Raw genomic sequence first — 21,938 nt, forward strand, 5'->3', positions numbered from 1 at the left:
CACTTCGGCCCCTTCGACACCCACATGTCGAAGGGGCCAGAAGTAGTTCCCGATGTGTGGACAGCCGTCCGGGCGACGAGAGCTCAGGCGCGGCGGCGTGATCGGCTGAATCGGCGTACGAGTGGAGCCTCGACCAGGGCGTAGAGCGCCCAGGACAGCAGGACCGTGACGGCGGCCGTGCCGACCAGCATCGCCACGCCTGTCGCGGTGGAGTACATCTGGTGGGTGCCGAGGGCCTTTCGGAGCGTGGACAGCGCTGTGTAGTGCAGGAGGTAGAAGGCGAAGGAGATCTCGCCCAGCCAGACCATCGTGCGGTTCCTGAACAAGGTGAAGCGGCCCTCGATGTCCGCGGTGGCCGCGGCCGCGATCAGCAGCGCGATCGGCAGGATCATGGCGGCGCGCTGACCGTAGAGATAGGGCACGTGGAAGGTCAGCACGTACCCACCGACCAGCAGCAGGCTCGACCAGAACATGCCGATGTTCCGCCAGCGCCCGTGCTTCACCGCGAGCGCCACCAGGATGCCGAGGGCGAAGTCGACCATGCGGACCGGGGGCAGCACATAGCTGAACCAGTACTGGGAGACCGAGAGGTCCTGGCCGCTGGGCACCCGTGGGGTCTTCGGGAACAGGGCGTACGCCAGCGCGGGGGTGGCCCACACCGCGGCGATCGCTCCGGTGATCCAGTACTTGAGATGACGGGCGTCGATACGCCTGAAGACACTCAGCAGCAGGGGGAAACTCAGGTAGAAGACGGCTTCCACGGCCAGCGACCAACTCGGCGAGTCCACACTGAAGTTGGTGAAGTAGCTGGGCACCCACACCTGAACCATGAACAGGTTGGCGAGGGAGACATGGGTGGAGGTGTAGGAACTGGCGAACAGCAGCATGGCGAGCGCCCAGGCGACCACGTAGTTCGGGTAGATCTTGACGAACCTGCGCCGCCAGAACCCCGTCGTGGTGTCGCCGCGCCGCGCCGACCAGGTCAGGACGAAACCGCTGAGCACGAAGAAGAACGACACGCCGAGGCCGCCGGCCTGCGAGGTCCAGTCGGCCAGGCGGTACTCGGTTCGGTCGTCGGACAGCAGCCGCAGCGGGGGTATCGGGAGGAAGGCGTGGTGGGCGAAGACGGCCAGCGCGGCGGGGAACCGCAGGCCGGTGAGGGAGGGCAGCCGGGAGACGCGGGGGCGCTTGGGCTCGGCGGCTTCGCCGCTCTCGTCGGCCGGCGCGGAGCCGGTCAGTACTTGCTCGGTGGCCACGGGATTTCCTTTCTCGAGTGTCGTCCTGCAGCGGCCCGCTCTTTGTACAGTCGCGTGCTCGTGGCTCACTCAAGAGTTGTTGTTGGATTGAGCTCGTTCGGGCTGTGGTGAGGTCGACTCAACCGGCCCGGCCACGAAGCCTGGTCGTCAACGTCCGGAGAGGTTCCTGAATGCACTTCACAGCCGACTTCATAGCGGAGACCTACCAACTCGGCTCCGGGCCATGGGCGTTGGCGCCCGTCACGCGTGGCGCGTTGGGCCAGATCTGGAGGTTCTCCGGGAACGGCTCCTCATGGGCGGTGAAGGAGCTCCTCTTCGGCTGCGACGAGGAACAGGTCCGCCGGGAGGCCGCATTACGGCAGGCCGCGGAGGACCTGGGCATTGCGTCACCGCGACTCTTTCCCAATCGCCACGGTGCATACGTCTCACACATCACCGCTTCTTCGGGTTCCTCGGGTTCCTCGGGCTCCTCAGGGGGGTCCTACGTGAAGCTGTACGACTGGATCGACGGCGCCGGGGCGGACGCGTCCGATCCGGGCATCCTGGACTGGTTCGGCCGGACCATGGCACTTCTCCACACGGCGGGACAGGACGCGAGCGGGACGCCGGATGCCTGGTACGAGCGGTCCCCTCAGGACGTCGAATGGAAGGCCCTGTACAAACAGGTGCGTCAGGCCGGCCTGCCGTGGGCAGAGGCGTTGGGGCGGTTCATCGACACGTCCGCGGCAGAGTTGGCGCACTGGGTGACACCGGCCGACGCCGACGATCTGGTGACATCGCATCTTGACCTGCAGCCCCAGAACGTTCTGGTCGGCCGGGACGGGCCGGTCCTCCTCGACTGGGACAACGCCGGGGTCACCTCGGCGGAACGCGAGTTCGCACGCGCCGTGTACGTATGGTCGGGCGGCAACCACGTGGACATCGATTCCGCCCGGCGGCTGGCGCGGGCCTATCGGAGTGCCGGAGGCCGCGCCGCCATCACGGATCCTCGGTCGTTCTCGATGCTTTTCGCGACGGCCCTGAACTTCGTCTACGTCCAGGCCGAGTGCGCCGTCGACCGGACCGTGACCGCCGCGCAGCGCGAGTTCGCGAGCAGACAGGTCGTCGAGTCCTTGCGCAGCATGCCGGAGCTGGAGGTCGTGTCCCGGCTGGCCGCCGAGCTCGATGCCGTGCGGTAACGGCGCGTGGCCCTCAGCCAGGAGCCGCCGCGACCCGTACGCGGCGGCTCTCGCTGTCGGAGAGGAATGACGTCAGTTCCTCTCCCTGCTCGGCGATGGCGGTGCGCTCGGCCGCAGAGAAGCGGCGCAGTGGCGTGACGTTCACCGTGCCTGCCTCGACGTTCCAGGTCGCGGCGACCCGGCCGTCGACAAGGACGACGCGGGCGCCCGCGACCGACAGCCCGCGGTGGGCGTCGTCGACGATCCGGCCGCGGTCGTGGTAGCCGAGGAGCGCGTTGTCGAACGCCGGCAGGAACCGGACCGGGGCGGGTGTGTCGGGGTCGGGGCGCGGCATGCCGGGGAGGTCCAGCAGTTCCCGGCCTCGCTCGTCGCGGAAGGTGACCAGCTCCTCGCGTATCGCGGCCACCGCGGCCGGCAGTCCGGCGAGGCCGCACCAGGCGCGCAGGTCGGCCGAGGCTGCGGGGCCGAACGCGGCCAGATAGCGCCGTACCAGCGCCTGGCCCACGGGATCGGAGCGGTCCTCGGTCGGTGGGTCGATCTCCCGGCCCAGCCAGGACGAGAGCGGCACGTTGCGCACTCCCGCCTTCGTGCGCCACAGCCCGCGCGGCGGCAGCTGTGCCATCGGGACGAGGGCGGCGATCAGCATCTCCCCCAGGGCCCGCGGTCCCGGTGCCGGCCAGCGCTCGGCGAGCGCCCGCGCAAGCTCGGTCATCGAGCGGGGCTCGTCGTCGGACATCACCGCCCGGCCCGCCGCCGCGAGTTCGTCCAGGTCGATCCCGTCCAGCTCGCGGCGGTAGGTGCCGAGCACCCGTTGGCGCAGCATGGCGTCGTGGCGGGACCTCCAGGCCAGGGCGTCGTCGGCGGTGAGGAGGTGGACGGTACGGCGCATGAGATGGGTCCGCACCACACTCCGCCCCGTCAGCAGGTCCGAGAGCGCTGCCGGATCGAACGCCCGCAGCCGGGACCAGAGTCCGACATACGGTTCCTGCGGTTCCTGTGCCTGGAGCCCGCACAGGTGCGCGACGGCGTCGAGGACCGGTAGGTCGGCGTGCTCGAGCAGCAGTTGGCGGGCGAGTGTCGCGCGGTTGAGGGCCCGGGTGCCGAGAACGGTCATCGGGTCACGCCGATGCCGGTCCGCCCCGGTTCGCACATCTTCACGGTAACGCCGTTCCCTTCGGTTCCGTGCAGGTCTTGATCGATTCCGTGCGGGTCACGCGGTCGGGACCGGATGGCGGCCGGCGGGCAGCCGCCACCCGGTCGAGGTCCGCCACCGGTCAGGTCGACGTCTGCCCGTCGAGCGTCTCGCGCAGGATGTCCGCGTGCCCGGCGTGCTGGGCGGTTTCGGCGATGACGTGCATCAGCACCCGGCGCACACTGCGCACCGCTCCAGGCTCGTGCCAGGGCGCCTCCGGCAGCGGGTGCGTCGTGGACAGGTCGGGCAGGGAGGCGATGACCTTCTCGCTTCGGGCGGCGACCTGCTCGTAGCGCTCGACGATCCCCGCCAGCGTCTCGCCGGGCAGCATCCGGAAGTCGTTCTGGTGGTCGATCGCCCACTGCGGGAACTCGCGTGCGGTACCGGCCGTGAGGTCGGCCCAGGTGACACCGTCGGGCAGGTCGTAGCGCATCGCCGAGGGGCCGTCGACCGCGAAGCGCAGCCATCCCTCCTCGATGGACGCGACGTGCTTGATCAGCCCACCCAGGCACAGCGCGCTGACCGTCGGGGGCTCGCCGGCCTGTTCGTCGCTGAGCCCGCGCGTCGTGTTGGTCAGGGCGGCTCGCGCGGTCGCGAGCTGGGCGAGCAGGTCGGCCCGCTCGTCGTCGAGCGCGCCGGGCGTGGAGGGCGGGGAGGTGGCGGTCATGGTGATCGGGTCCTTCTCTTCGTCGCCGTTGGCCGGCTGTTCGTTGCTGTGGTCAGGCACGGAAGAACAGTCGCAGGAGAAGCGGTCAGGGTGTGTCCGCTTCTCAGGGCACCATGGAAGTCATGCAGAAGACCTCCGCGCGGCTGCTGTCGCTCCTCTCGCTGCTCCAGGCGCGCCGGGACTGGCCGGGGGCGCTACTGGCCGGCCGGTTGGACGTCAGCCCGCGCACCGTGCGACGCGACGTCGACCGCCTGCGCGAACTCGGCTACCCCATCGTGGCCACCAAGGGCCCGGACGGCGGGTACCGACTCGACGCAGGCGCACAACTGCCCCCGTTGCTGTTCGACGACGACCAGGCTGTCGCCCTCGCCGTCGCGCTCCAGATCGCCACCACCAGCGGTGCGGGCATCGAGGAGGCCGCGGCGCGCGCGCTGAACACCGTCCGACAGGTCATGCCGGCGCGGCTGCGCCGCCGCGTCGAAACCCTCCAGGTCACCGCCGTCGAGCGGCCCGTGGCCCGGCCTCACCCACAGGTCGACAGCAGCGTGCTCATGACGCTCGGCGACGCCGTCCACGCCCGCGAAGTGCTGCGCTTCGACTACACCCCCGCGTCCCCAGCGGGAACCGGCGACCGCGACCCCGCCGGGGGTCCGCCGCGCCGGGTGCAGCCCCACCACCTCGTCACCTGGGGCGGACGCTGGTACCTCGTCGCCTGGGACCTCGACCGCGACGACTGGCGCACCTTCCGTGCCGACCGGATCAGCCCGCGCACCCCCACAGGCCCCCGTTTCACTCCGCGTGAACTGCCCGGCGGGAACGTGGCCGCCTTTGTGACCAGCAGGTTCCAGGGAGCGGACGGCTCCGGCGGCGCGGACGGCCCCGACGGCTGGCCCTGCCGAGGCGAGGTCATCCTCGACCTCCCCGCCGCCGTCGTCCTGCGCCACACCCGCGAGGGGATCGTCGAGGAACTCGGCCCGGACCGCTGCCGCCTCGTCCTCGGCTCGTGGTCATGGCCAGGCCTGGCGGCCACCCTCGGCAGGTTCGACGCCGACATCGAGGTCGTCGGGCCGACCGAACTCAAGGACGCCTTCGCGCACTTGGCCCGCCGCTACGCCACCGCCGCGGCCGACGTACTGATGCAGAAGACCCCATAGGACAAAACCTACTATTTACTTTAAAACGGCATCTAAACGACATCCGGGACCGTATCTGATACAAGGCACACCCCAGCGGGAGGAATGCCATGGCCATCTTCAGTGATCTCTTTCCTGCCAGACACGGTGACCACGACCACGGGCACGACCACGGCCACGACCACGGGAGGAACGACCGCTCGGGTCACGACGAGCACTCGATGAACAGGCACCACGGCCGTCACTCCGACTTCGAGGACCACCGGTCCGGTCACGACGAGTGAAAGCGGGAGCGGACCGGCGTCCGGAGGACCGACCGGAGCCGGTCCGCTCCGTCGTCCGAGCGACGGTCGACGCACGGATGACGGACGACAGACGGACGACGAACGACTGACGGACGCATGCGATGAAGCGTGTCCCGAGCCATGTTCTGGAGCGGCTGCTGTGGGTGGGCGAGGAGTCCGCGCCCCTGGTGACGGCCGCGCCGCCCGTGCCACCGCGCGAGGTGTTCCGCCGTTTTTGGCCCTACACCCGCGGCCGACGGCAGTGGCTCGTGCCGCTCGTGCTGTTCAGTCTCGCCGGTCCCCTGGTCGACGCGGCCGAACTGTGGCTCTTCAAGGTCGTGGTCGACGACGTGCTCGTCCCGCGGGACCTACGGCCGTTCCTCTGGATCGCACCGACCTACCTGGGGCTGGTCGTCGCCTCCGGCGTCCTGGGGTTCGCCGACGACATGACGGCCACGTGGGTCGGCGAACGCTTCCTGCTGGCCCTGCGCGCCGACGTGTTCCGGCATGTCCAGCAGCTCTCGCTCGGGTTCTTCGAGCGGCGGCGGCTCGGGGACGTGCTGTCGCGCGTCACGGGTGACGTCGACGCCGTCGAGACGTTCCTGCTCTCCGGTGTGGCGGACGTTCTTTACAACGTGATCCGACTGGGCGTCTTCCTCGGGCTGCTGTTCTACCTGCGCTGGGACCTGACGCTCCTCTCCCTGGTCATCGTGCCGCTGTTCTGGCGCGCCGCCCGGCACTTCTCCCGGCTGGTCAGAGAGGCGTCCCGGGAGCGCAGGCGCCGCAGTGGCTCGCTCAGCGCCGTCGCCGAGGAGTCCTTGGGGAACGTGGCCCTGGTCCAGGCGTACAACCGGCAGGGCTGGGAGGAACGCCGCTTCGAGCGCGAGAACGTCGGCAAGTTCCAGGCCTCGATGACCACGGCACGCATCCGTGCCGTCTACCGGCCGGTGGTCGAGCTCATCGAGGTGTCCGGTGGTCTCGCCGTCATGGGCCTGGGCACCTGGAAGCTGGCGCAGGGCCAGCTCACGCTGGGCGGGCTGCTGGTCTTCCTGGCCCTGATCGGCAAGCTCTACAGCCCGATCCGCGACCTGTCCCGCCTCGGCAACACCTTTTACGCCGCGTCGGCCTCCGCGGAGCGGATCATCGAGTTGCTCGACCAGCGTCCCCAGGTCGTCGACTCCGCCGACGCCCGCCGGATCGGCCGGGCCCGCGGTGAGGTCGAGTTCGAGAGCGTGTCCTTCCGCTACCCCGGTACGCCGGCCTTGGCGCTGTCCGAGGTGTCGTTCCACGTCTCCCCCGGCGAGACCCTGGCGCTGGTCGGGGCCAGCGGGGCCGGCAAGTCCACCGCCGCCAAGCTGCTGTTGCGGTTCTACGACCCCGACCGGGGCGCGGTCCGGCTCGACGGGACCGAGCTGCCAGAACTGGCCCTGTCCGACGTACGGGAGAGCCTCGCGGTGGTCCTGCAGGAGACGCTGGTCTTCCACGGCACGGTGCGGGAGAACATCGCCTACGGCCGGCCCGGCGCGACGGACGCGGAGATCGTCGCGGCCGCCCGCGCGGCCGACGCCCACGACTTCATCCGGCTGCTGCCCGACGGCTACGACACGATGGTCGGCCAGCGCGGCCGGACGCTGTCCGGCGGACAGCGCCAGCGCCTCGCGATCGCCCGGGCGATGATCAGGGACGCGCCCGTGCTGCTGCTGGACGAACCGACCACCGGCCTCGACGCCCGATCGGGCCTGCGCGTCATGGACCCGCTGCGCCGCCTGATGGCCGGGCGGACCACCGTCGTCATCTCGCACAACCTCCTCACCGTCCGCGACGCCACGCGGATCGTCGTACTCGACCACGGGCGGGTCCTGGAGACCGGGACCCACGACGACCTGCTCGCTCGCGGCGGTGCGTACGCCGGTCTCCACCGGCTGCACGCCGTGCCCGGCCCCGTCCGGGCGGTCGGCCCACTGCCGGGGACGGTGCCGTCGTGACCAGGACGCGCACGCGCGTACGGGCGCCCGCGGCGGGGGAACCCGCTCCCCCACCCCTGGCCCCGGGCACCCGTCCCGCACCGGGCTACGAGATCCTGCGGCACCTCATGCGCACGGGATGGCTGGACCTGTACGACACGTGGAGCGAGCAGCGGGCCTGCCGGTGTGTCGTCAAGGTCGTACGCCCGGACCGTCGCGACGAGGCTGTGCCGCGGGCCCGGCTGCTGCGGGAGGGCCGGTGGCTGTGCGCCTTCAGCCATCCGCACCTGGTCCGCGGGTACGAGACCCTGGAGTGGCCGGAACCGCTCGTCGTCCTGGAGACGCTGACTGGGGAGACGCTGTCCCATCTCGTCCACCGCCTGCGACGGCGAGCGGCGGCCGGCGACGTGGCCCTCCTCGGCGTGCAGTTGTGCTCCGCGGTCCACTACCTGCATGGCCGGGGCCTGCTGCACCTGGACCTCAAACCGTCCAACGTGGTGGTGGACTGCGGCCATGCGAAGGTACTCGACCTCAGTGTGGCCCGGCCGCCGGGGCGCGCCCCGGCCGGGCTGGGCACGTTCCGCTACCGCGCGCCTGAGCAGGCTCGCGGCAGCCCGCTGACGGCCGCCGCCGACGTCTGGGGCATCGGCATCACGTTGTACGAGGTGGCGAGCGGCGACGCGCCTTTCGACCCTCGCGGGACCGCGGAGGGCACGGCCGACGGCGATCACCACCGGTGTCCGCGGCTGGAGGTGAGCGCACCGCTGGTCGGCTCGCGGCGCCGGCTGCCCCGCGCGCTCGCGGCGGCCATCGACGGCTGCCTGGCCATGGACCCGTCGGCCCGGCCGACGGTCACCGAACTGGCCGCGTCGCTCGGCGCGGTCCTCCCGGCGTACGGCCCTCGTATGCCCTCCTGCGGACACCCGGGGGCCGGGGACGTCGCTACGTTTCCCCGCCCGACGTGAGATGGGCGGTGGCGAGCACGGTGCCGTCGGGCGACGTCAAACGGGCGCCGGACACGGCGGCGGGGTCGACGCGGGTCGGGCCGCCCCAGAACCCGCGGCCCTCGTGCAGGATGAAGGTGCCCGTCCGGACCGTGCCGCCGTCGCGCCGCTCCAGCAGGCAGGAGACCGAGCCGCTGTACGGGTCGCGCGCGCCGGGGAGATCGACGGTCATGTAGATCCAGCCCGGGGAGCCGGTGTGGGCGTACACCTCGCCTGCCGACTGCCTGGGGGCCGCGGCGGAGGTCAGATCGCCATGCAGCAGGTCGGCCTCGTCGCCGACGGACCGGGAGGCGCCGGCCACCGCGTTCTCGATCGCCGTTCCGGCCGCCCAGCCACCGAAGCCGAGGGCGAGGACGAGTGCGGCCACCGCGGAGGCGAGCCGGAGCCGAAGCCGGCCACCGAAGCCCCTGCGCCAGGCGCCCGGAACGCGGGCGCGCGCCCGGCCGTCCTGGGCCGGCGTCCCCTGGGTCAGCGCCTGCGCCACCCGGGTCTCGAATCCGACCGGCGGCTCGCAGCCCGGCAGCAGTCCGATCAGCCCGTCGCCGACGAGGGTCAGCTGCTCGACGTACTCGCGGCAGTCCGCGCATCGGTCGAGGTGGGCGACCGATACGGCCCGCTCGCGTCCCGGCAGTATGCCGAGAGCGAGTTCGGCGCCGATCTCCCGCAGCTTCTCGCAGGTCATGTCATTGGACATGGTCGCCTCGCTTCGGGGACACGAGCGTGGTGCGCAGCTTCGCCATAGCGGTCCTGATGCGCGTCTTCGCGGTGCCCAGGGGGATGTTCTCCCAGTCGGCAACCTGCTGGGCTGTCATGCCGTAGATGCTCGCCATCACCACCGCGCGGCCCTGTTCGCGGGGCAGTTCCGCCACCGCCGCCCGCAGCCGGGAGGACGCCTCGTCGGCCAGGACGTGCTGTTCGGGGGTGTCACTGACGACTCCCAGGATCACGTCGAGGTCCTCGGGCGCCACCGGTTCCGGCCGCCGCGCGCGGACGGCGTCGATGGCGAGGTTGTGTGCGATGGTCGTCAGCCAGGTCTTCACCGAGCCGCGCCGCGAGTCGTAGATCTGGGCATGCCGCCAGGCACGTTCGAAGGTCTGCTGGGCGATGTCCTCGGCGAGTTGTGTGTCCCCGGTGACGGCGACGGCGACACCGAAGACCGTGTGCTGGAACCTCCGTACGAAGGTGACGGCCAGCTCCGGGTCGCCGGTGGCCAGCCCGGACAGCAGAGCTTCGTCCGGGAGACGGCCCACGGGGAACCGGAATCTCGACATACCCATATATACGGTCCGTCCTCGCCAGGAGATTGCCCGGCTGTCACGGAACCCCACCTTCCGATTGTCCCGCGCTTCCGCCTGTGCGGCACGGACAGCGGCCCGACCTGCCGTTTTCCGGGCGCGTGGCGTTCCGGGTGACCAGTCGGTGCCGTCCGGCGAGGGCGGGTGGTGGAGGGGAGGGTTCTCCTCCGGCCATGCGTCGAGGATGTCGCCCGGCGCTGTGGACCTCAGGTAATCCCGTGCGCACCGAGCGTGACGGTACCGCTCGCACCAGTAACTGCGGTCATGGGCAGGGCAGTTGATATGCGAAGCTGTCGTCAGCCGCTCGCGGGCAAGGTGGCCGGGGCAGTCGTCGAGAGGAGCACAGCGTGAGTCAGGACGGCTTCCGCACCGGGGAGATAGACACCAGCAGGCCACACCCTGCGCGGATCTACGACTACCTGCTGGGCGGCAAGGACAACTACGAGGTCGACCAACACGCCGGCGACCAACTCGCCTCCGCCGCCCCCGAGGTGCGGATCGGTGTGCAGGCCAACCGCGCCTTCCTGCAACGCGCCGTCCGTTACGTCGTCAACAGCGGCGTCCGTCAGATCCTCGACGTCGGCACCGGGCTGCCCACCGCCCCGAACGTGCACGAGACCGCCCACGAGGTGGCCCCGGACGTGCGCGTCGCGTACGTCGACAACGATCCGATCGTGAAGGCGCACGCCGACGCGCTGCTCAGCCGCTCCGGTGCGACCAGCATCGTGCTCGCCGACCTGCGCGATCCGGGGACCGTGATCGACCACCCCGACGTCCGCCGGGTCATCGACTTCGACGAGCCGGTCGCCCTGCTCCTCGTCGCCATCCTCCACTTCATCACCGACGCGGAGAAGCCCGATCAGGCCGTCGCCGTCCTTCGCGACGCGCTGCCCGCCGGCAGCTTCCTCGTGCTCTCGCACGCCACGGGCGACTTCGCCGACCGCAGCGAGGCGCAGGCCGTCTACAACAACGCCACCGCCACGCTGAACCTGCGGACCCGCGCCGAGGTGGAGCGGTTCTTCGACGGCTTCGAACTGGTCGAGCCCGGCCTGGCCCAGGTCCCGTTCTGGCGCCCGGACGCCCCGCCGCCGGCACGTTCCGGCGAGATCGGCTTCTACGGGGGCGTGGCTCGCAAGATCGGCTGAACCGACCGCCCCGGCCGATGAGGTGGCCAGGCGCCGGCACGAACAGGATCATGGCGAAATGACTGATCGCCCGCCCGCCGCATCGCCCACCGTGGTGCGGCTCACGGAGTACACGAAGACCGACCAGACCGAAATCCTGGGTGCCGGCGCCGACCCCTTCGGCGTCGCGGACGCCGGCTTGACATGGCTGCCCAAGAAGGATCATTTCGGCATCAGGCGGAAAGACCGCCTCGTCGCGCACGCCGGCCTGTTGCAACTGCCCATGATGATCGGCGGGGTGAGCACACAGGTGGTGGGCGTCGGCGGAGTCGCTGTCGCTCCTGATCTGAGGGGGCAGGGACTGGCACGGTCAGTCGTATCGGCGGCCCTGGACCACGCACGGACGCTGGGGCCCGAGTTCGGGCTCCTGTTCTGCCGACCGCCCCTCGTCACGCTCTACCGGCGACTCGGCTGGCGCACGCTTGAAGGTGACGTCCAAGTGGATCAACCCGAGGGGCCCGTGATCATGCCGCTGCAGACCATGTGGACGCCACTGCGCGATTCGACTTGGCCCACCGGACAGGTTCGCCTGCTCTCGCTCCCCATGTGACCGAGGACGCCGGTGAGCGAGCGGTTTTCCACCTTGCTGAGCATGTGGAGCGGAGATCACGAGGACACGGCGGCCCGCCCGGATTCCGTCAGGACGGTCGGCAACCCGGCCGTCAGCAGACGGGGCACGGGCCGGACGACCGCCCTTCGGGCTGACCGGTGTCAGTTGCTGGGCTCCTCGCCCCGCTTGTCGGTGACCCCGGTGTCGAGCAAGGCCTCCTTGTCCGAGCCCAGGTACGTGAGGGACTTCTTGTCGAAGACCCACACATCGCGGTCGTCACGGTTCTTGAAGCTCAGGCCGATGCCGGAGCGACCGGCGAGGTCCTTGGCGTTCTCGACGACCGAGACGCCCGGGATCTTCGCCGCCGCGCGGTAGAGCGCGGCGTCCAACTCGGGGAGAAGCGTCGCGCCGTCGAGCATGTCGCCGATCGTCTCCAGCGCCGCGCTCTGCCTCGTCTGCCCCTCCCCCTTCGAGTCGGCGTAGATCTTCTTGAGCAACGCGTCGGGATCGTTGGGCAGCGCCTCCATCTCACGGAATGTGGTGACGTTCGGGTCGGCGTACAGCGTCATGTCCCTCGTGCCCTTGGCGTACGAGGAAAACGGGTCCCGCGGGCGGGGCGGTGGCCCCTGCAGCACCGTGATCCGGCTGAGTCCCGGGCGCTTGCCGTCGACGGCGGTCCAGCGCGAGTCGCGGAAGATCCGGATGTCCTTGTCCGTGATCTTCAGGGAGCCCTGGGTGCGGATGTAGACGTACTGGTCGTCGCGGACGGGCACGGCCTTCTTCTCGGCGGCGACCGTGGCGATGCGGTTCAGGAGGTCGACGGCCTCCGGATCGGTGGTGCGCGTATCGGTGATGCCGGTGCCGATGACAACTGCGGCCGTGACGGCGGCGGCAAGGGGTACGGCGATCACGGCGAACCGGCGTCCGGGACGGGCGGCGGTCCCCCGCGGTGTGGCGACCGTCGCGGCGAGCCGGGCGTCCTGAACACCTTGGACATCCCGGACTTCAAAGGTGTTCTGGACTTGCGGAGTGATCTCTCGCATCAAGTGGTCCTTCAGCAGGTCGTAGCGGTCGCTCGGCAGAACCGGGTCGCCCGGGCTCGGCACCAGCCGGGCCAGTTCCTGTCGCTCTTCGGGGTTCATCGGTACTTCTCCTGTGTCGACCGTGCCGCTTCTGGGCGGCCACCCGGTTCCTGTCCGATGGGGGGATGGAGTCTCGGTTCTTCTCCTGACCCGGGTGGTCCCGGCCTGCGTCGGGACAACTCCTCCTCCGCCAGGCGACGCAGGCGCGCGCGGGCCCGGGAGAGACGCGACCGTACGGTGCTGGCCGGTACGCCGAGGGCCTCGCCCGCGGCCGCGTAACTCAGGCCCGACCAGACACACAACGCGAACACCTCGCGCTCGGGTCGGCGAAGCCGGCCGACCGCGGCGCGGGCGGCGGCGAGCCGTTCGGTGTCTTCGATGCGGCCGACCAGTTCCTCGGCGAAGTCGGGCACGGTGCCGTGGTCCGACGGGCGGTCGGGAAGCCGAGCGAGCGCGGCGCGGTGCCGGCGGGCGGCGCGGCGCGTATTGCGCAGGACGTTGGTGGCGATGCCGTAGAGCCAGGGCCGCAGGCCGTCCCCCTCCGACGGCTCGGAGGGCTCGTACGACGCGAACGGCTCGTACGACTCGGCGTCCGGGTCACCCTCTTCAGGAGCCGCGGCGTCGGGTCTCAGCCTCTCCCGCAACCGCCACGCCTCCAGAAAGGTCAGGGACACCACGTCCTCCGCGGCGCCCCGGTCTCCGGTCAACCGGACGGTATGGGTGTACACAGCCCGGGCGTGCACGCCGAACAGCTCGGCGAAAGCCTCCGGGTCACCGGCCCGTATCCGGGCACGTAGGGAAAGTTCCACGACCAGCCCTGTCCGCTCAGCACTCCGCGTCTCTATGGCGTCCGTCACACACGCGCCCCCGCGCCCACGCGGCGAGGCCCTGCTGAACCCAGGTGCCGTGCCCGGAGATTCGCAGGATCAGCCCCCGTCAGCCCGTGGCTTGCGCCTGTTCGAGCTCGTAGGTCTGCGGAAGGTCACGCTCGCGGCGCATCGGGCTCATGACCAGGATGAGCCAGCAGGGCGCGACGAGGCCCGTCATGATCCACATGGCGAGCCGGTACCCGACCAGGTCGCCCAGTACCCCGCCGAGCAAGGAACCGACGGGGATGGTGCTGTGATTGATCATCATGGTTGTCGCCACGACCCGGCCGAGCAGATGCGGTGGGCAGTAGGTCTGCCGGAAGCTGCCGACCACGACGTTGGCCACGGAGATTCCGATTCCGACGAAGAAGCCGCCTGTCGCGAACAGCAGGAGTTCCGGCCCCACCGTAGTCATCGGCATCAACAGCGCGAACGGCGCGGTGGCGGCCTGCACGAGAAGCAGCCCGCGCGCGGTGCCGAACCGCCGGGTGAACCCGGTGGCCAGCAGCGCGCCCACCATGCCGCCGGCACTGCCGCTGGTCAGCAACAGCCCGACCGTGGCCGGATTCAGTCCGACGGTGCGAACCAGGAACACGACCTGCACCGCCTGGTAGCCCATCAGCGCCATGTTGATCACGGCACCCCAGGTGACCATCGGCCGCAGGTACGGGTCCCGGCCCACGAAACGGAGCCCTTCGACGATCTGCCGTCGGAGAAGGGCGCGTTCCTCTCCGGGAGCGCGGTCCGGCTCGACCACCCTCATCCGCTTCAGGCAGACCACGGAGATCAGGAACGTCACGGCGTCGGCCAGGAGACCGGCCACCGCGCCGAACGCCTGGGCGAGCAGCCCCGCCACCCCCGGCCCGGCGACCTGGACGGCGGCCTCGCTGCCCTGCAGTTTGGCGTTGCCCTCCAAGAGGTCTCGGCCGTCGAGCACGATCGGGATGTACGAGTGGTAGGCGGTGTTGAACCACACCGCCGCGGTGCCGCATGTCAGCGCGACGACGACGAGGTGTTGAAGGGTGAGCGCGTCGAGCCACGCCGCCGACGGAACGCTCAACAGCGCGGCGGCGGCCACCAGATCGCACGCGATCATCAGTGGGCGTTTACGCATCCGGTCCACCCAGGCGCCCACGGGCAGACCCACCAGCAGCCAGGGCAGCCACACCGCCGCGGCGAGCAGACCCACGGCGGTGGAGTCGGCGTCCAACGCCTCGACCGCGATCAGCGGCAGGGCCACGCCGGTGACGCTGTTGCCCAACCCGCTCACGGATTCGCCTACCCAGAGCAGGCGAAAATCCCGTTGGGTGAGTACTCCCCAGCCCGTTCGGGGCCGGTCCTGCGTGTCATTCGTCGGGTTCACCCGAGGCATCATGCCGTGAGCCCCCCAACCGGGCGTACTGGGTTGACAGTTGGCCTCACAGCGGGCGACGGCTCGGTGCCGAGTGCGTCCGGGGCCTCGTTCGCTCCGAGTTCACTCCGAAGAGTTGTTTCCCCGCCGGTCGAGGTGAACGGAGCATGCGTCGCGCTCCTCGGGGGAGAACCAGTGGCGTACGCGAAAGCCGACATCAAGGAGGCCGCGCGTGTCCGATGTCGTCTTCACCGCGGACTTCGCCTCGACGCGGCAGTGGGTCGCGGGGCATTCCTGGGCCTATCCCGACGGCGGCCCCGTCAACCCGGACGACGACAAGCTCGACTACCTGGTCACCGACCCCGACCACTGCCGCACCGGCACCTTCCGCGCCACCCGGCGCCCGGACGGCAGATGGAACACCGGCCTCCTGACGACCGAGGACAGCGACGACGGATTTCTCCTGTGCGCGGGAGACGTGCTGGAAACCCGGGTGAGACTCCCCACGCAGATCGGCGCCTGGCCGGCCATCTGGACATGGCGGGACGGAAACCAGGAGGTCGACGTCTTCGAGTACCACCCCGACCATCCCGATCTCCTGGAACTCTCCAACCATGTGCGCGGTGGGCACCGCTACTACCGCGACGAGGCCGTCCAGCCGGGCGCCTGGGTGGACCTGCGCGTCGAGTTCGGCGCCCGTTCCGTCGTCTGGTGGGTCAACGGGGATCGCGCCTACGCCGACCGGCGGGGCGTAGGGAGGAGCTGGCACGCCTACCTCATCGTCAACCTGTCCGTCTGCGCCGGGCGTTACCACCCACCACCCGCCGACGGGGTCTCCGAGATGGCGTTCGAGGTGGCACAGCTACTCGTGCACAGACCGAGCAGGGTCGGCGACGGCCCCTAGCGTCGGCGCACGACCGGCCGCGACGCCCTGGCACCCCGCACGCCGCCGGCCGCCCGCCTGTCGAAGTTCAGGCGGGCGGCCGGGTCGGTCCTGACGGTGCACGCGTGCACTGCCCACGCGTGCACCGTGACAGGCCTCAGCCGACCTCGATGAGCAGGTCACCGCCTTCCACCTGCTGGATCCGGTTGATGGCCAGCCTGGCCACCCGGCCGGCCTTCGGGGCGGTGATGGAGGCTTCCATCTTCATCGCCTCGATGGTGGCTACGGTCGCACCGGCCTCCACCTCGTCGCCCTCGGCGACCGCGAGCGTCACCACACCGGCGAACGGCGCCGCCACGTGCCCGGGGTTGGCCCTGTCGGCCTTCTCGGTGACCGGTACGTCGGAAGCCGCCGCGTTGTCACGGACCTGGATCGGCCGCAGTTGGCCGTTCAGGGAGGACATCACGGTGCGCATACCGCGTTCGTCCGCCTCGCCGATGGCCTGGAGCTCGATGAGGAGCCGCACGCCGGGCTCGAGGTCGACGGCGTATTCCTTGGCGGGGCGCAGACCGTAGAAGAAGTCCTTGCTGTCCAGCACGCTGGTGTCACCGTAGGCCTGGCGGCGGGTGTCGAAGTCGCGCGTCGGCCCGGGAAACAGCAGTCGGTTGAGGGTCGAACGCCGGGACTTCTCCAGGCCCGTACGGTCCTCGGCGCTCAGCTCCGGTACGGGCTTGGCCTCCGCGCGGCCTTGCAGCGCCTTGGTGCGGAAGGGCTCGGGCCAGCCGCCGGGCGGGGTGCCCAGTTCGCCGCGCAGGAAGCCGATGACGGAGTCCGGGATGTCGAACCTGTCCGGTGTCGCCTCGAAGTCCTCCGGCGCCACCCCGGCACCCACCAGGTGCAGGGCGAGGTCGCCGACGACCTTGGAGGAGGGGGTGACCTTGACCAGGCGGCCCAGGATACGGTCCGCCGCCTCGTACATCGCCTCGATGTCCTCGAAGCGGTCGCCGAGGCCGAGGGCGACCGCCTGGGTGCGCAGGTTGGACAGCTGGCCGCCGGGGATCTCGTGGTGGTAGACGCGTCCGGTCGGCGAGGCCAGACCCGCCTCGAAGGGCGCGTAGATCCTGCGGACGCTCTCCCAGTACGGCTCCAGGTCACCGACGGCCCCCAGGTCCAGGCCGGTGGGCCGGTCGGAGTGGTCGGTGGCGGCGACGATCGCCGACAGCGAAGGCTGGGAGGTGGTGCCCGCCATGGAGGCGACCGCGCCGTCCACCGCGTCGGCGCCGGCCTGGATCGCGGCGAGGTAGGTCGCGAGCTGACCGCCCGCGGTGTCGTGGGTGTGCAGGTGCACCGGCAGGTCGAACTCGCGGCGCAGCGCCGACACGAGCGTGGCCGCGGCGGGCGCCCGCAGCAGACCGGCCATGTCCTTGACGGCCAGGACGTGCGCGCCCGCCGCCACGATCTGCTCCGCGAGGCGGAGGTAGTAGTCCAGGGTGTACAGCCGCTCCGACGGGTCGGACAGGTCGGAGGTGTAGCACAGGGCGACCTCGGCGATCGCCGTCCCGGTCTCCCGTACGGCGTCGATGGCCGGGCGCATCTGGCCGACGTCGTTGAGCGCGTCGAAGATACGGAAGATGTCGATGCCGGTGGCCGCGGCCTCCTGGACGAAGGCGTCGGTCACCTCGGTCGGGTAGGGCGTGTAGCCGACGGTGTTGCGGCCGCGCAGCAGCATCTGGAGGCAGATGTTGGGCACGGCCTCGCGCAGGGCCGCCAGGCGTTCCCAGGGGTCCTCGGCGAGGAAGCGCAGGGCGACGTCGTAGGTGGCGCCGCCCCAGCATTCCAGGGACAGCAGCTCGGGCAGGGTCCGGGCCACGGCCGGGGCGACGGCGAGGAGGTCCTTGGTGCGTACCCGGGTGGCGAGCAGGGACTGGTGGGCGTCGCGGAAGGTGGTGTCGGTGACGCCGATGGTCGGCGACTCGCGCAGCTGCCGGGCGAAGCCTTCCGGGCCGAGTTCGACGAGGCGCTGCCGGGAACCCGCGGGCGGCTCACCGGCGGGCAGCGGGGGCAGTTTGGTGACCGGGTCGATGAGCTCGGGCCGTTCGCCGTGCGGCTTGTTCACCGTGACGTCGGCGAGGTAGGTGAGCAGTTTGGTGCCGCGGTCGGCGGAGTGACGGGCGGTGAGCAGGTGCGGCCGCTGTTCGATGAACGACGTCGTGACCCGCCCGGCCTGGAAGTCGGGGTCGTCCAGTACGGCTTGGAGGAACGGGATGTTCGTGGCGACGCCCCGGATGCGGAACTCGGCCACGGCACGACGGGCGCGGCCGATCGCGGACTTGAAGTCCCGGCCCCGGCAGGTGAGCTTGACGAGCATCGAGTCGAAGTGCGCGCTGATCTCCGTACCCGCGTGGGTGGTGCCGCCGTCCAGGCGGATGCCCGAGCCGCCCGGCGAACGGTAGGCGCTGATCCGGCCGGTGTCCGGGCGGAAGCCGTTCGCCGGGTCCTCGGTGGTGATACGGCACTGGAGCGCGGCGCCGCGCAGGGTGACCGTCTCCTGGGAGAGCCCGAGATCCGCCAGCGACTCGCCCGAGGCGATGCGCAGCTGGGCCTGGACGAGGTCGACGTCGGTGACCTCCTCCGTGACCGTGTGTTCCACCTGGATGCGCGGGTTCATCTCGATGAAGACGTGGTTGCCGTCGCGGTCGAGGAGGAACTCCACGGTGCCGGCGTTGCGGTAGCCGATCTCGCGGGTGAACCGCACCGCGTCGGCGCAGATCCGGTCCCGCAGCGCCGGATCGAGGTTCGGCGCGGGCGCCAGCTCGATCACCTTCTGGTGGCGGCGCTGCAGCGAGCAGTCACGCTCGAACAGGTGGATGACGTTGCCCTGTCCGTCGGCGAGGATCTGCACCTCGATGTGGCGCGGATCGACGACGGCCTTCTCCAGGAAGACGGTGGGGTCACCGAACGCCGACGTCGCCTCGCGGGAGGCCGCCTCGATGGACTCGCGCAGTGTGGCCGGGTCCTCGACCCGCCGCATACCGCGCCCGCCGCCGCCCGCGACTGCCTTGACGAACACGGGAAAGCCGACGTCCTCGGCGGCGCGGACCAGTTCGTCGACGTCGGTGGAGGGTGCCGAGGAGCCGAGGACCGGCACGCCGGCCGCCCGGGCGGCCGCCACGGCGCGGGCCTTGTTTCCCGTCAGCTCGAGAGTGGCGGCGTCCGGGCCGACGAACGTGATGCCCGCCTCCTCGCAGGCGCGTGCCAGTTCCGGGTTCTCGGACAGGAACCCGTAGCCCGGGTAGACGGCGTCCGCACCCGCCTTGCGTGCGGCACGGACGACCTCCTCCACGGAGAGATAGGCCCGCACCGGGTGCCCCGGCTCCCCGATCTCGTAGGCCTCGTCGGCCTTCAGCCTGTGCAGCGAGTTGCGGTCCTCGTGAGGGAAGACGGCCACGGTTCGCGCGCCCAGTTCATAGCCAGCGCGGAACGCGCGAATCGCAATCTCGCCGCGGTTGGCGACCAGCACCTTGCGGAACATCCTGGATCCCTTCGGCCTGCCGGTGACGAGGACCATGCTGTCGGTGACGCCCGCGTTATGCCATGTGAACCGGGCCACTCCCGTCCATGCCCCTCTCGGAACACCGTGCATTCGGGGTGGGCCGTCCAGGGCGGACCTACGTCGTCGCCCGCACGAGTGGTTCCCGCCACCATCATGGTGCCCCGCGTGCCCCGACGGATGCGTACCTGCCGGCGTACGACGGGGGCTCCGGCGGCGTCCTGGTGCGCCATCGTCAAGAAGCAACCGTCGGCCGCGGTTGGCAGATTGTCGCCGTTGACCCGTATGTACGGCACATGACAGCGTCGGCCCTGCCCGGGCGGCAGGCCCCGGGCGCATCCGCGGAGAGGACCGATCAGCATGGGCGGCAGACGGGCCACGTACACGGTGGCGGCGGCCACAACAGCCGCGCTTCTTCTCGGAGTCTCGGGCACGGCGGCCTCGGCCGCCGCCGGGCCTGCCCCAGCCGCGACATCCCTGGCGGCCGTGCACGCCTTCGGCCAGAGCGACTTCTCCCCGGAGGAGGAGGCGCACCTGCGGGAGGTGGCCGCCTCCATCTGGAACGCCGACCTGGCCGCCGGCTGGAACATGAACCCCGACGTCGCCGACGTCCTCTCCCAGGCGACCGGCGAAATCCTCAGGTGCTCCGAGGCCTTCGCGCTGGTACCCCGGCCGCCCGGCTTCCTCCCGGGCATCGGCTACCTGCTCAGCTACTGGAAGAACCTCAAGGACTACTTCCTCGTCGTGAAGGACAACCGGACCTATCGGGCCTGCGTGGTGACCGCGGCGGCGAACTACCGGTCGGCGATCGAGATGGCGTCGATGGGCATCTGACCGGCCGGCGGTGACGCTCCGCCCCAGACCGTTCCAGGTCTCCGGGCCGTGGGCCATCGGTGGCGGAGTGGCCCGCGTCCGCGTGTGCCTCCCGTCCTGTTCCCTCACCGCACCGCACAATCGCCCCTGGTCAAGACGTACGGAGACGTCGCGGCGGACTGAGAGGCCAGGGCTGATGGACAGAGCGGGACATCCCGATCGCAGAGTTCTTCTCGTCGGCGGTCTCATGGCCGCCACGGTCACGCTTGCGGGGTGTTCGCCGACGAGCGCCGCCTCGTCGGCGACCAGCGCTCCGCCGGAACCGCCGCCGACCACGCCCGCCGCGGCGTTCACCAGACTCATGGAAGGCAACAAGCGCTGGGTGAGCGGCGATCTTCGACATCCCGACCGCGATCCGGACCGACGCCAGTTCGTGGCCGAGAAGCAGGAGCCCTTCGGGGCGATCCTGTCCTGCATCGACTCCCGCGTACCGCCCGAACTCCTCTTCGACACCGGGCTGGGTGACCTGTACGTGATGCGCACGGGCGGGGAGGCCATCGGTCCGGTGGTCACGGGCTCCGTGGAGTACGGACCCATGACGAGCGGCACTCCGCTCATCGTGGTTCTCGGGCATCAACGCTGCGGCGCCGTCGAGGCGGCGTACAAGTCCATCCGCGACGGCAAACCGCTGCCGGGCAATCTGGAGGCGATCGCCAAGGCCCTGCGTCCGGCGTACGAGCAGGCGGTCCGTGAGGGCGGTGGCGACCCGGTGGACTCCATGGCCCGTGCGCAGGTCATGCTGACCGCCGCCGACCTGCGCTCCAATCAGGACCTGGCCCCCCTCGTGAAGAAGGGTGCCCTCGCCGTGGTCGGCGCCTACTACTCGCTCGACACCGGCAAGGTGGAAGTCCTGGCCGGAGCGCCCGCCTGACCGGTCCGAGCCGCTGGCGGAGGGCACGGCCCGCATGACAGGGTCAGCCTGATCGGACACAGGCGGGCGACGAGGATGAGTTCATGGATGCACAGACGTGGGACGCGCTGGTGGAGTCGATGAAGAGCGCGTACGCCGCGGGGCTCGCCGAGGGTGCCGTGCCACGGCCGGTCATCATGCCCCTGGTGCGCGGCGAGTTGGTCGGCCTGATCTGGGTGCGGCCGACCGAGGCCGGCAAGGACGCGCTCACCGGCATCGCCGAGCTCGCGAACATCGCCGCGGCGGCCGGCGCCGACGAGGTCGTTCTCGCGTGGGAGACCCACGACGTGGCCACCGCCTGCCAGTTGCCGGTCACCGGCCCGGTGCCCTGTCTGAACATGGTGCACGCCACGAAGGACGGCCATGTGCTGCACCAGTTCCCCTACACCGAACAGCCCGCGGCCCACTCCCCCGAGGGCCGGGGCTCGGCCGAGCCCGCATGGCAGCCCGCCGTCGAGCCACAGCCGGGCGGCGAGTTGGTCCTTCCCGTCCAGGCCGCGGTCAACTACTCCTTCATCCCGCTCGAACTGGACCATCCCTCTCCGTTCGGCGTCACCGTCGTCCTCATGGAAGAAGACGGCTACAACGTCCGCCTCAACGAGGCGTTCGCCGGCTGACCGCGGCCTCGGCATGACGGTGACCTCCGCACCATCGGCCCGGTGCGGGCACGCCCCGGACCGGTGCGGGCACGCCCCGCCCGGGTGGATCATGAG

The 21,938-nt window shown here is 70.7% G+C and carries 20 protein-coding genes; 11 read left to right on the top strand and 9 right to left on the bottom strand.

The window, feature by feature from the left end; translation table 11 throughout:
* Positions 1-83: 83 nt before the first annotated feature.
* Positions 84-1,256: an acyltransferase family protein gene (locus tag ACZ7M2_RS33730; RefSeq protein WP_099918689.1), complete on the bottom strand. Its 1,173-nt coding sequence runs from the start codon at positions 1,254-1,256 to the stop codon at positions 84-86.
* A gap of 170 nt (positions 1,257-1,426) precedes the next feature.
* Here ACZ7M2_RS33730 and ACZ7M2_RS33735 point away from each other — a divergent pair, with 170 nt between their 5' ends.
* Positions 1,427-2,434: a phosphotransferase gene (locus ACZ7M2_RS33735; RefSeq protein WP_471598528.1), complete on the top strand. Its 1,008-nt coding sequence runs from the start codon at positions 1,427-1,429 to the stop codon at positions 2,432-2,434.
* Positions 2,435-2,447: 13 nt separating this feature from the next.
* On the opposite strand, the gene ACZ7M2_RS33740 is transcribed toward ACZ7M2_RS33735, so the two are convergent.
* Both ACZ7M2_RS33740 and ACZ7M2_RS33745 read right to left on the bottom strand, forming a co-directional pair.
* Complete coding sequence (locus tag ACZ7M2_RS33740; protein WP_471598648.1) at positions 2,448-3,548, bottom strand: winged helix DNA-binding domain-containing protein; 1,101 nt, start codon at positions 3,546-3,548, stop codon at positions 2,448-2,450.
* 160 nt (positions 3,549-3,708) lie between these two features.
* Positions 3,709-4,293 (bottom strand): DinB family protein, encoded by a 585-nt coding sequence (locus ACZ7M2_RS33745; RefSeq protein ID WP_471598649.1) that lies wholly within the window; start codon positions 4,291-4,293, stop codon positions 3,709-3,711.
* 122 nt (positions 4,294-4,415) lie between these two features.
* Between ACZ7M2_RS33745 and ACZ7M2_RS33750 the strand changes: the two genes are divergently transcribed.
* From ACZ7M2_RS33750 to ACZ7M2_RS33765, 4 genes are all read left to right on the top strand, one after another.
* A complete protein-coding gene (locus ACZ7M2_RS33750; protein WP_471598529.1) occupies positions 4,416-5,447 on the top strand; it encodes a helix-turn-helix transcriptional regulator in 1,032 nt (343 codons plus the stop codon).
* A gap of 89 nt (positions 5,448-5,536) precedes the next feature.
* Positions 5,537-5,710, top strand: a complete 174-nt coding sequence (locus tag ACZ7M2_RS33755; RefSeq protein ID WP_403697511.1) for a hypothetical protein — start codon at positions 5,537-5,539, stop codon at positions 5,708-5,710.
* Between the two features lie 122 nt (positions 5,711-5,832).
* Positions 5,833-7,695, top strand: a complete 1,863-nt coding sequence (locus ACZ7M2_RS33760) for an ABC transporter ATP-binding protein (RefSeq protein ID WP_471598530.1) — start codon at positions 5,833-5,835, stop codon at positions 7,693-7,695.
* Positions 7,692-8,639: a serine/threonine-protein kinase gene (locus ACZ7M2_RS33765; RefSeq protein ID WP_471598531.1), complete on the top strand. Its 948-nt coding sequence runs from the start codon at positions 7,692-7,694 to the stop codon at positions 8,637-8,639. The genes ACZ7M2_RS33760 and ACZ7M2_RS33765 overlap by 4 nt, the downstream gene beginning before the upstream one ends.
* Here the strand turns inward: ACZ7M2_RS33765 and ACZ7M2_RS33770 are convergent.
* Together ACZ7M2_RS33770 and ACZ7M2_RS33775 are read right to left on the bottom strand one after the other, a co-directional pair.
* The gene (locus ACZ7M2_RS33770; RefSeq protein ID WP_471598532.1) at positions 8,617-9,372 is read right to left on the bottom strand and encodes an anti-sigma factor family protein; all 756 of its coding nucleotides are present in this window, start codon (positions 9,370-9,372) and stop codon (positions 8,617-8,619) included. The genes ACZ7M2_RS33765 and ACZ7M2_RS33770 overlap by 23 nt on opposite strands.
* Complete coding sequence (locus ACZ7M2_RS33775) at positions 9,362-9,949, bottom strand: RNA polymerase sigma factor (RefSeq protein ID WP_471598650.1); 588 nt, start codon at positions 9,947-9,949, stop codon at positions 9,362-9,364. Before ACZ7M2_RS33775 ends, ACZ7M2_RS33770 begins: the two co-directional genes overlap by 11 nt.
* 371 nt (positions 9,950-10,320) lie before the next feature.
* Between ACZ7M2_RS33775 and ACZ7M2_RS33780 the strand changes: the two genes are divergently transcribed.
* Together ACZ7M2_RS33780 and ACZ7M2_RS33785 are read left to right on the top strand one after the other, a co-directional pair.
* Positions 10,321-11,118 carry an SAM-dependent methyltransferase gene (locus ACZ7M2_RS33780; RefSeq protein WP_471598533.1) on the top strand — a complete coding sequence of 266 codons (798 nt, stop codon included), beginning with the start codon at positions 10,321-10,323 and terminating at the stop codon, positions 11,116-11,118.
* A 58-nt stretch (positions 11,119-11,176) separates the two neighbouring features.
* Positions 11,177-11,707, top strand: a complete 531-nt coding sequence (locus tag ACZ7M2_RS33785) for a GNAT family N-acetyltransferase (RefSeq protein ID WP_471598534.1) — start codon at positions 11,177-11,179, stop codon at positions 11,705-11,707.
* A 161-nt stretch (positions 11,708-11,868) separates the two neighbouring features.
* On the opposite strand, the gene ACZ7M2_RS33790 is transcribed toward ACZ7M2_RS33785, so the two are convergent.
* The 3 genes from ACZ7M2_RS33790 to ACZ7M2_RS33800 form a co-directional block, all read right to left on the bottom strand.
* A complete protein-coding gene (locus tag ACZ7M2_RS33790) occupies positions 11,869-12,849 on the bottom strand; it encodes a CU044_5270 family protein (protein ID WP_471598535.1) in 981 nt (326 codons plus the stop codon).
* Positions 12,846-13,598, bottom strand: coding sequence for an RNA polymerase sigma factor (locus ACZ7M2_RS33795; protein ID WP_471598536.1), 753 nt, complete (start codon positions 13,596-13,598; stop codon positions 12,846-12,848). The genes ACZ7M2_RS33790 and ACZ7M2_RS33795 overlap by 4 nt, the downstream gene beginning before the upstream one ends.
* 127 nt (positions 13,599-13,725) lie before the next feature.
* A complete protein-coding gene (locus ACZ7M2_RS33800; protein ID WP_471598537.1) occupies positions 13,726-15,033 on the bottom strand; it encodes an MFS transporter in 1,308 nt (435 codons plus the stop codon).
* 208 nt (positions 15,034-15,241) lie between these two features.
* On the opposite strand from ACZ7M2_RS33800, the gene ACZ7M2_RS33805 reads away from it, so the two are divergent.
* Positions 15,242-15,913, top strand: a complete 672-nt coding sequence (locus ACZ7M2_RS33805; RefSeq protein WP_471598538.1) for a beta-glucanase — start codon at positions 15,242-15,244, stop codon at positions 15,911-15,913.
* Positions 15,914-16,049: 136 nt separating this feature from the next.
* Here the strand turns inward: ACZ7M2_RS33805 and ACZ7M2_RS33810 are convergent, their stop codons facing one another.
* Positions 16,050-19,424, bottom strand: coding sequence for a pyruvate carboxylase (locus tag ACZ7M2_RS33810; protein ID WP_471598539.1), 3,375 nt, complete (start codon positions 19,422-19,424; stop codon positions 16,050-16,052).
* A gap of 378 nt (positions 19,425-19,802) precedes the next feature.
* Between ACZ7M2_RS33810 and ACZ7M2_RS33815 the strand changes: the two genes are divergently transcribed.
* The 3 genes from ACZ7M2_RS33815 to ACZ7M2_RS33825 all read left to right on the top strand — a co-directional run bounded on the left by ACZ7M2_RS33815 (position 19,803) and on the right by ACZ7M2_RS33825 (position 21,842).
* Positions 19,803-20,276, top strand: a complete 474-nt coding sequence (locus ACZ7M2_RS33815) for a hypothetical protein (protein WP_471598540.1) — start codon at positions 19,803-19,805, stop codon at positions 20,274-20,276.
* Positions 20,277-20,502: 226 nt separating this feature from the next.
* Positions 20,503-21,186 carry a carbonic anhydrase gene (locus ACZ7M2_RS33820; RefSeq protein WP_471598541.1) on the top strand — a complete coding sequence of 228 codons (684 nt, stop codon included), beginning with the start codon at positions 20,503-20,505 and terminating at the stop codon, positions 21,184-21,186.
* Between the two features lie 83 nt (positions 21,187-21,269).
* A complete protein-coding gene (locus ACZ7M2_RS33825; RefSeq protein WP_471598542.1) occupies positions 21,270-21,842 on the top strand; it encodes a hypothetical protein in 573 nt (190 codons plus the stop codon).
* The last annotated feature ends 96 nt before the right edge of the window (positions 21,843-21,938 follow it).

The organism is Streptomyces sp. NPDC111507 (genome assembly GCF_055638955.1).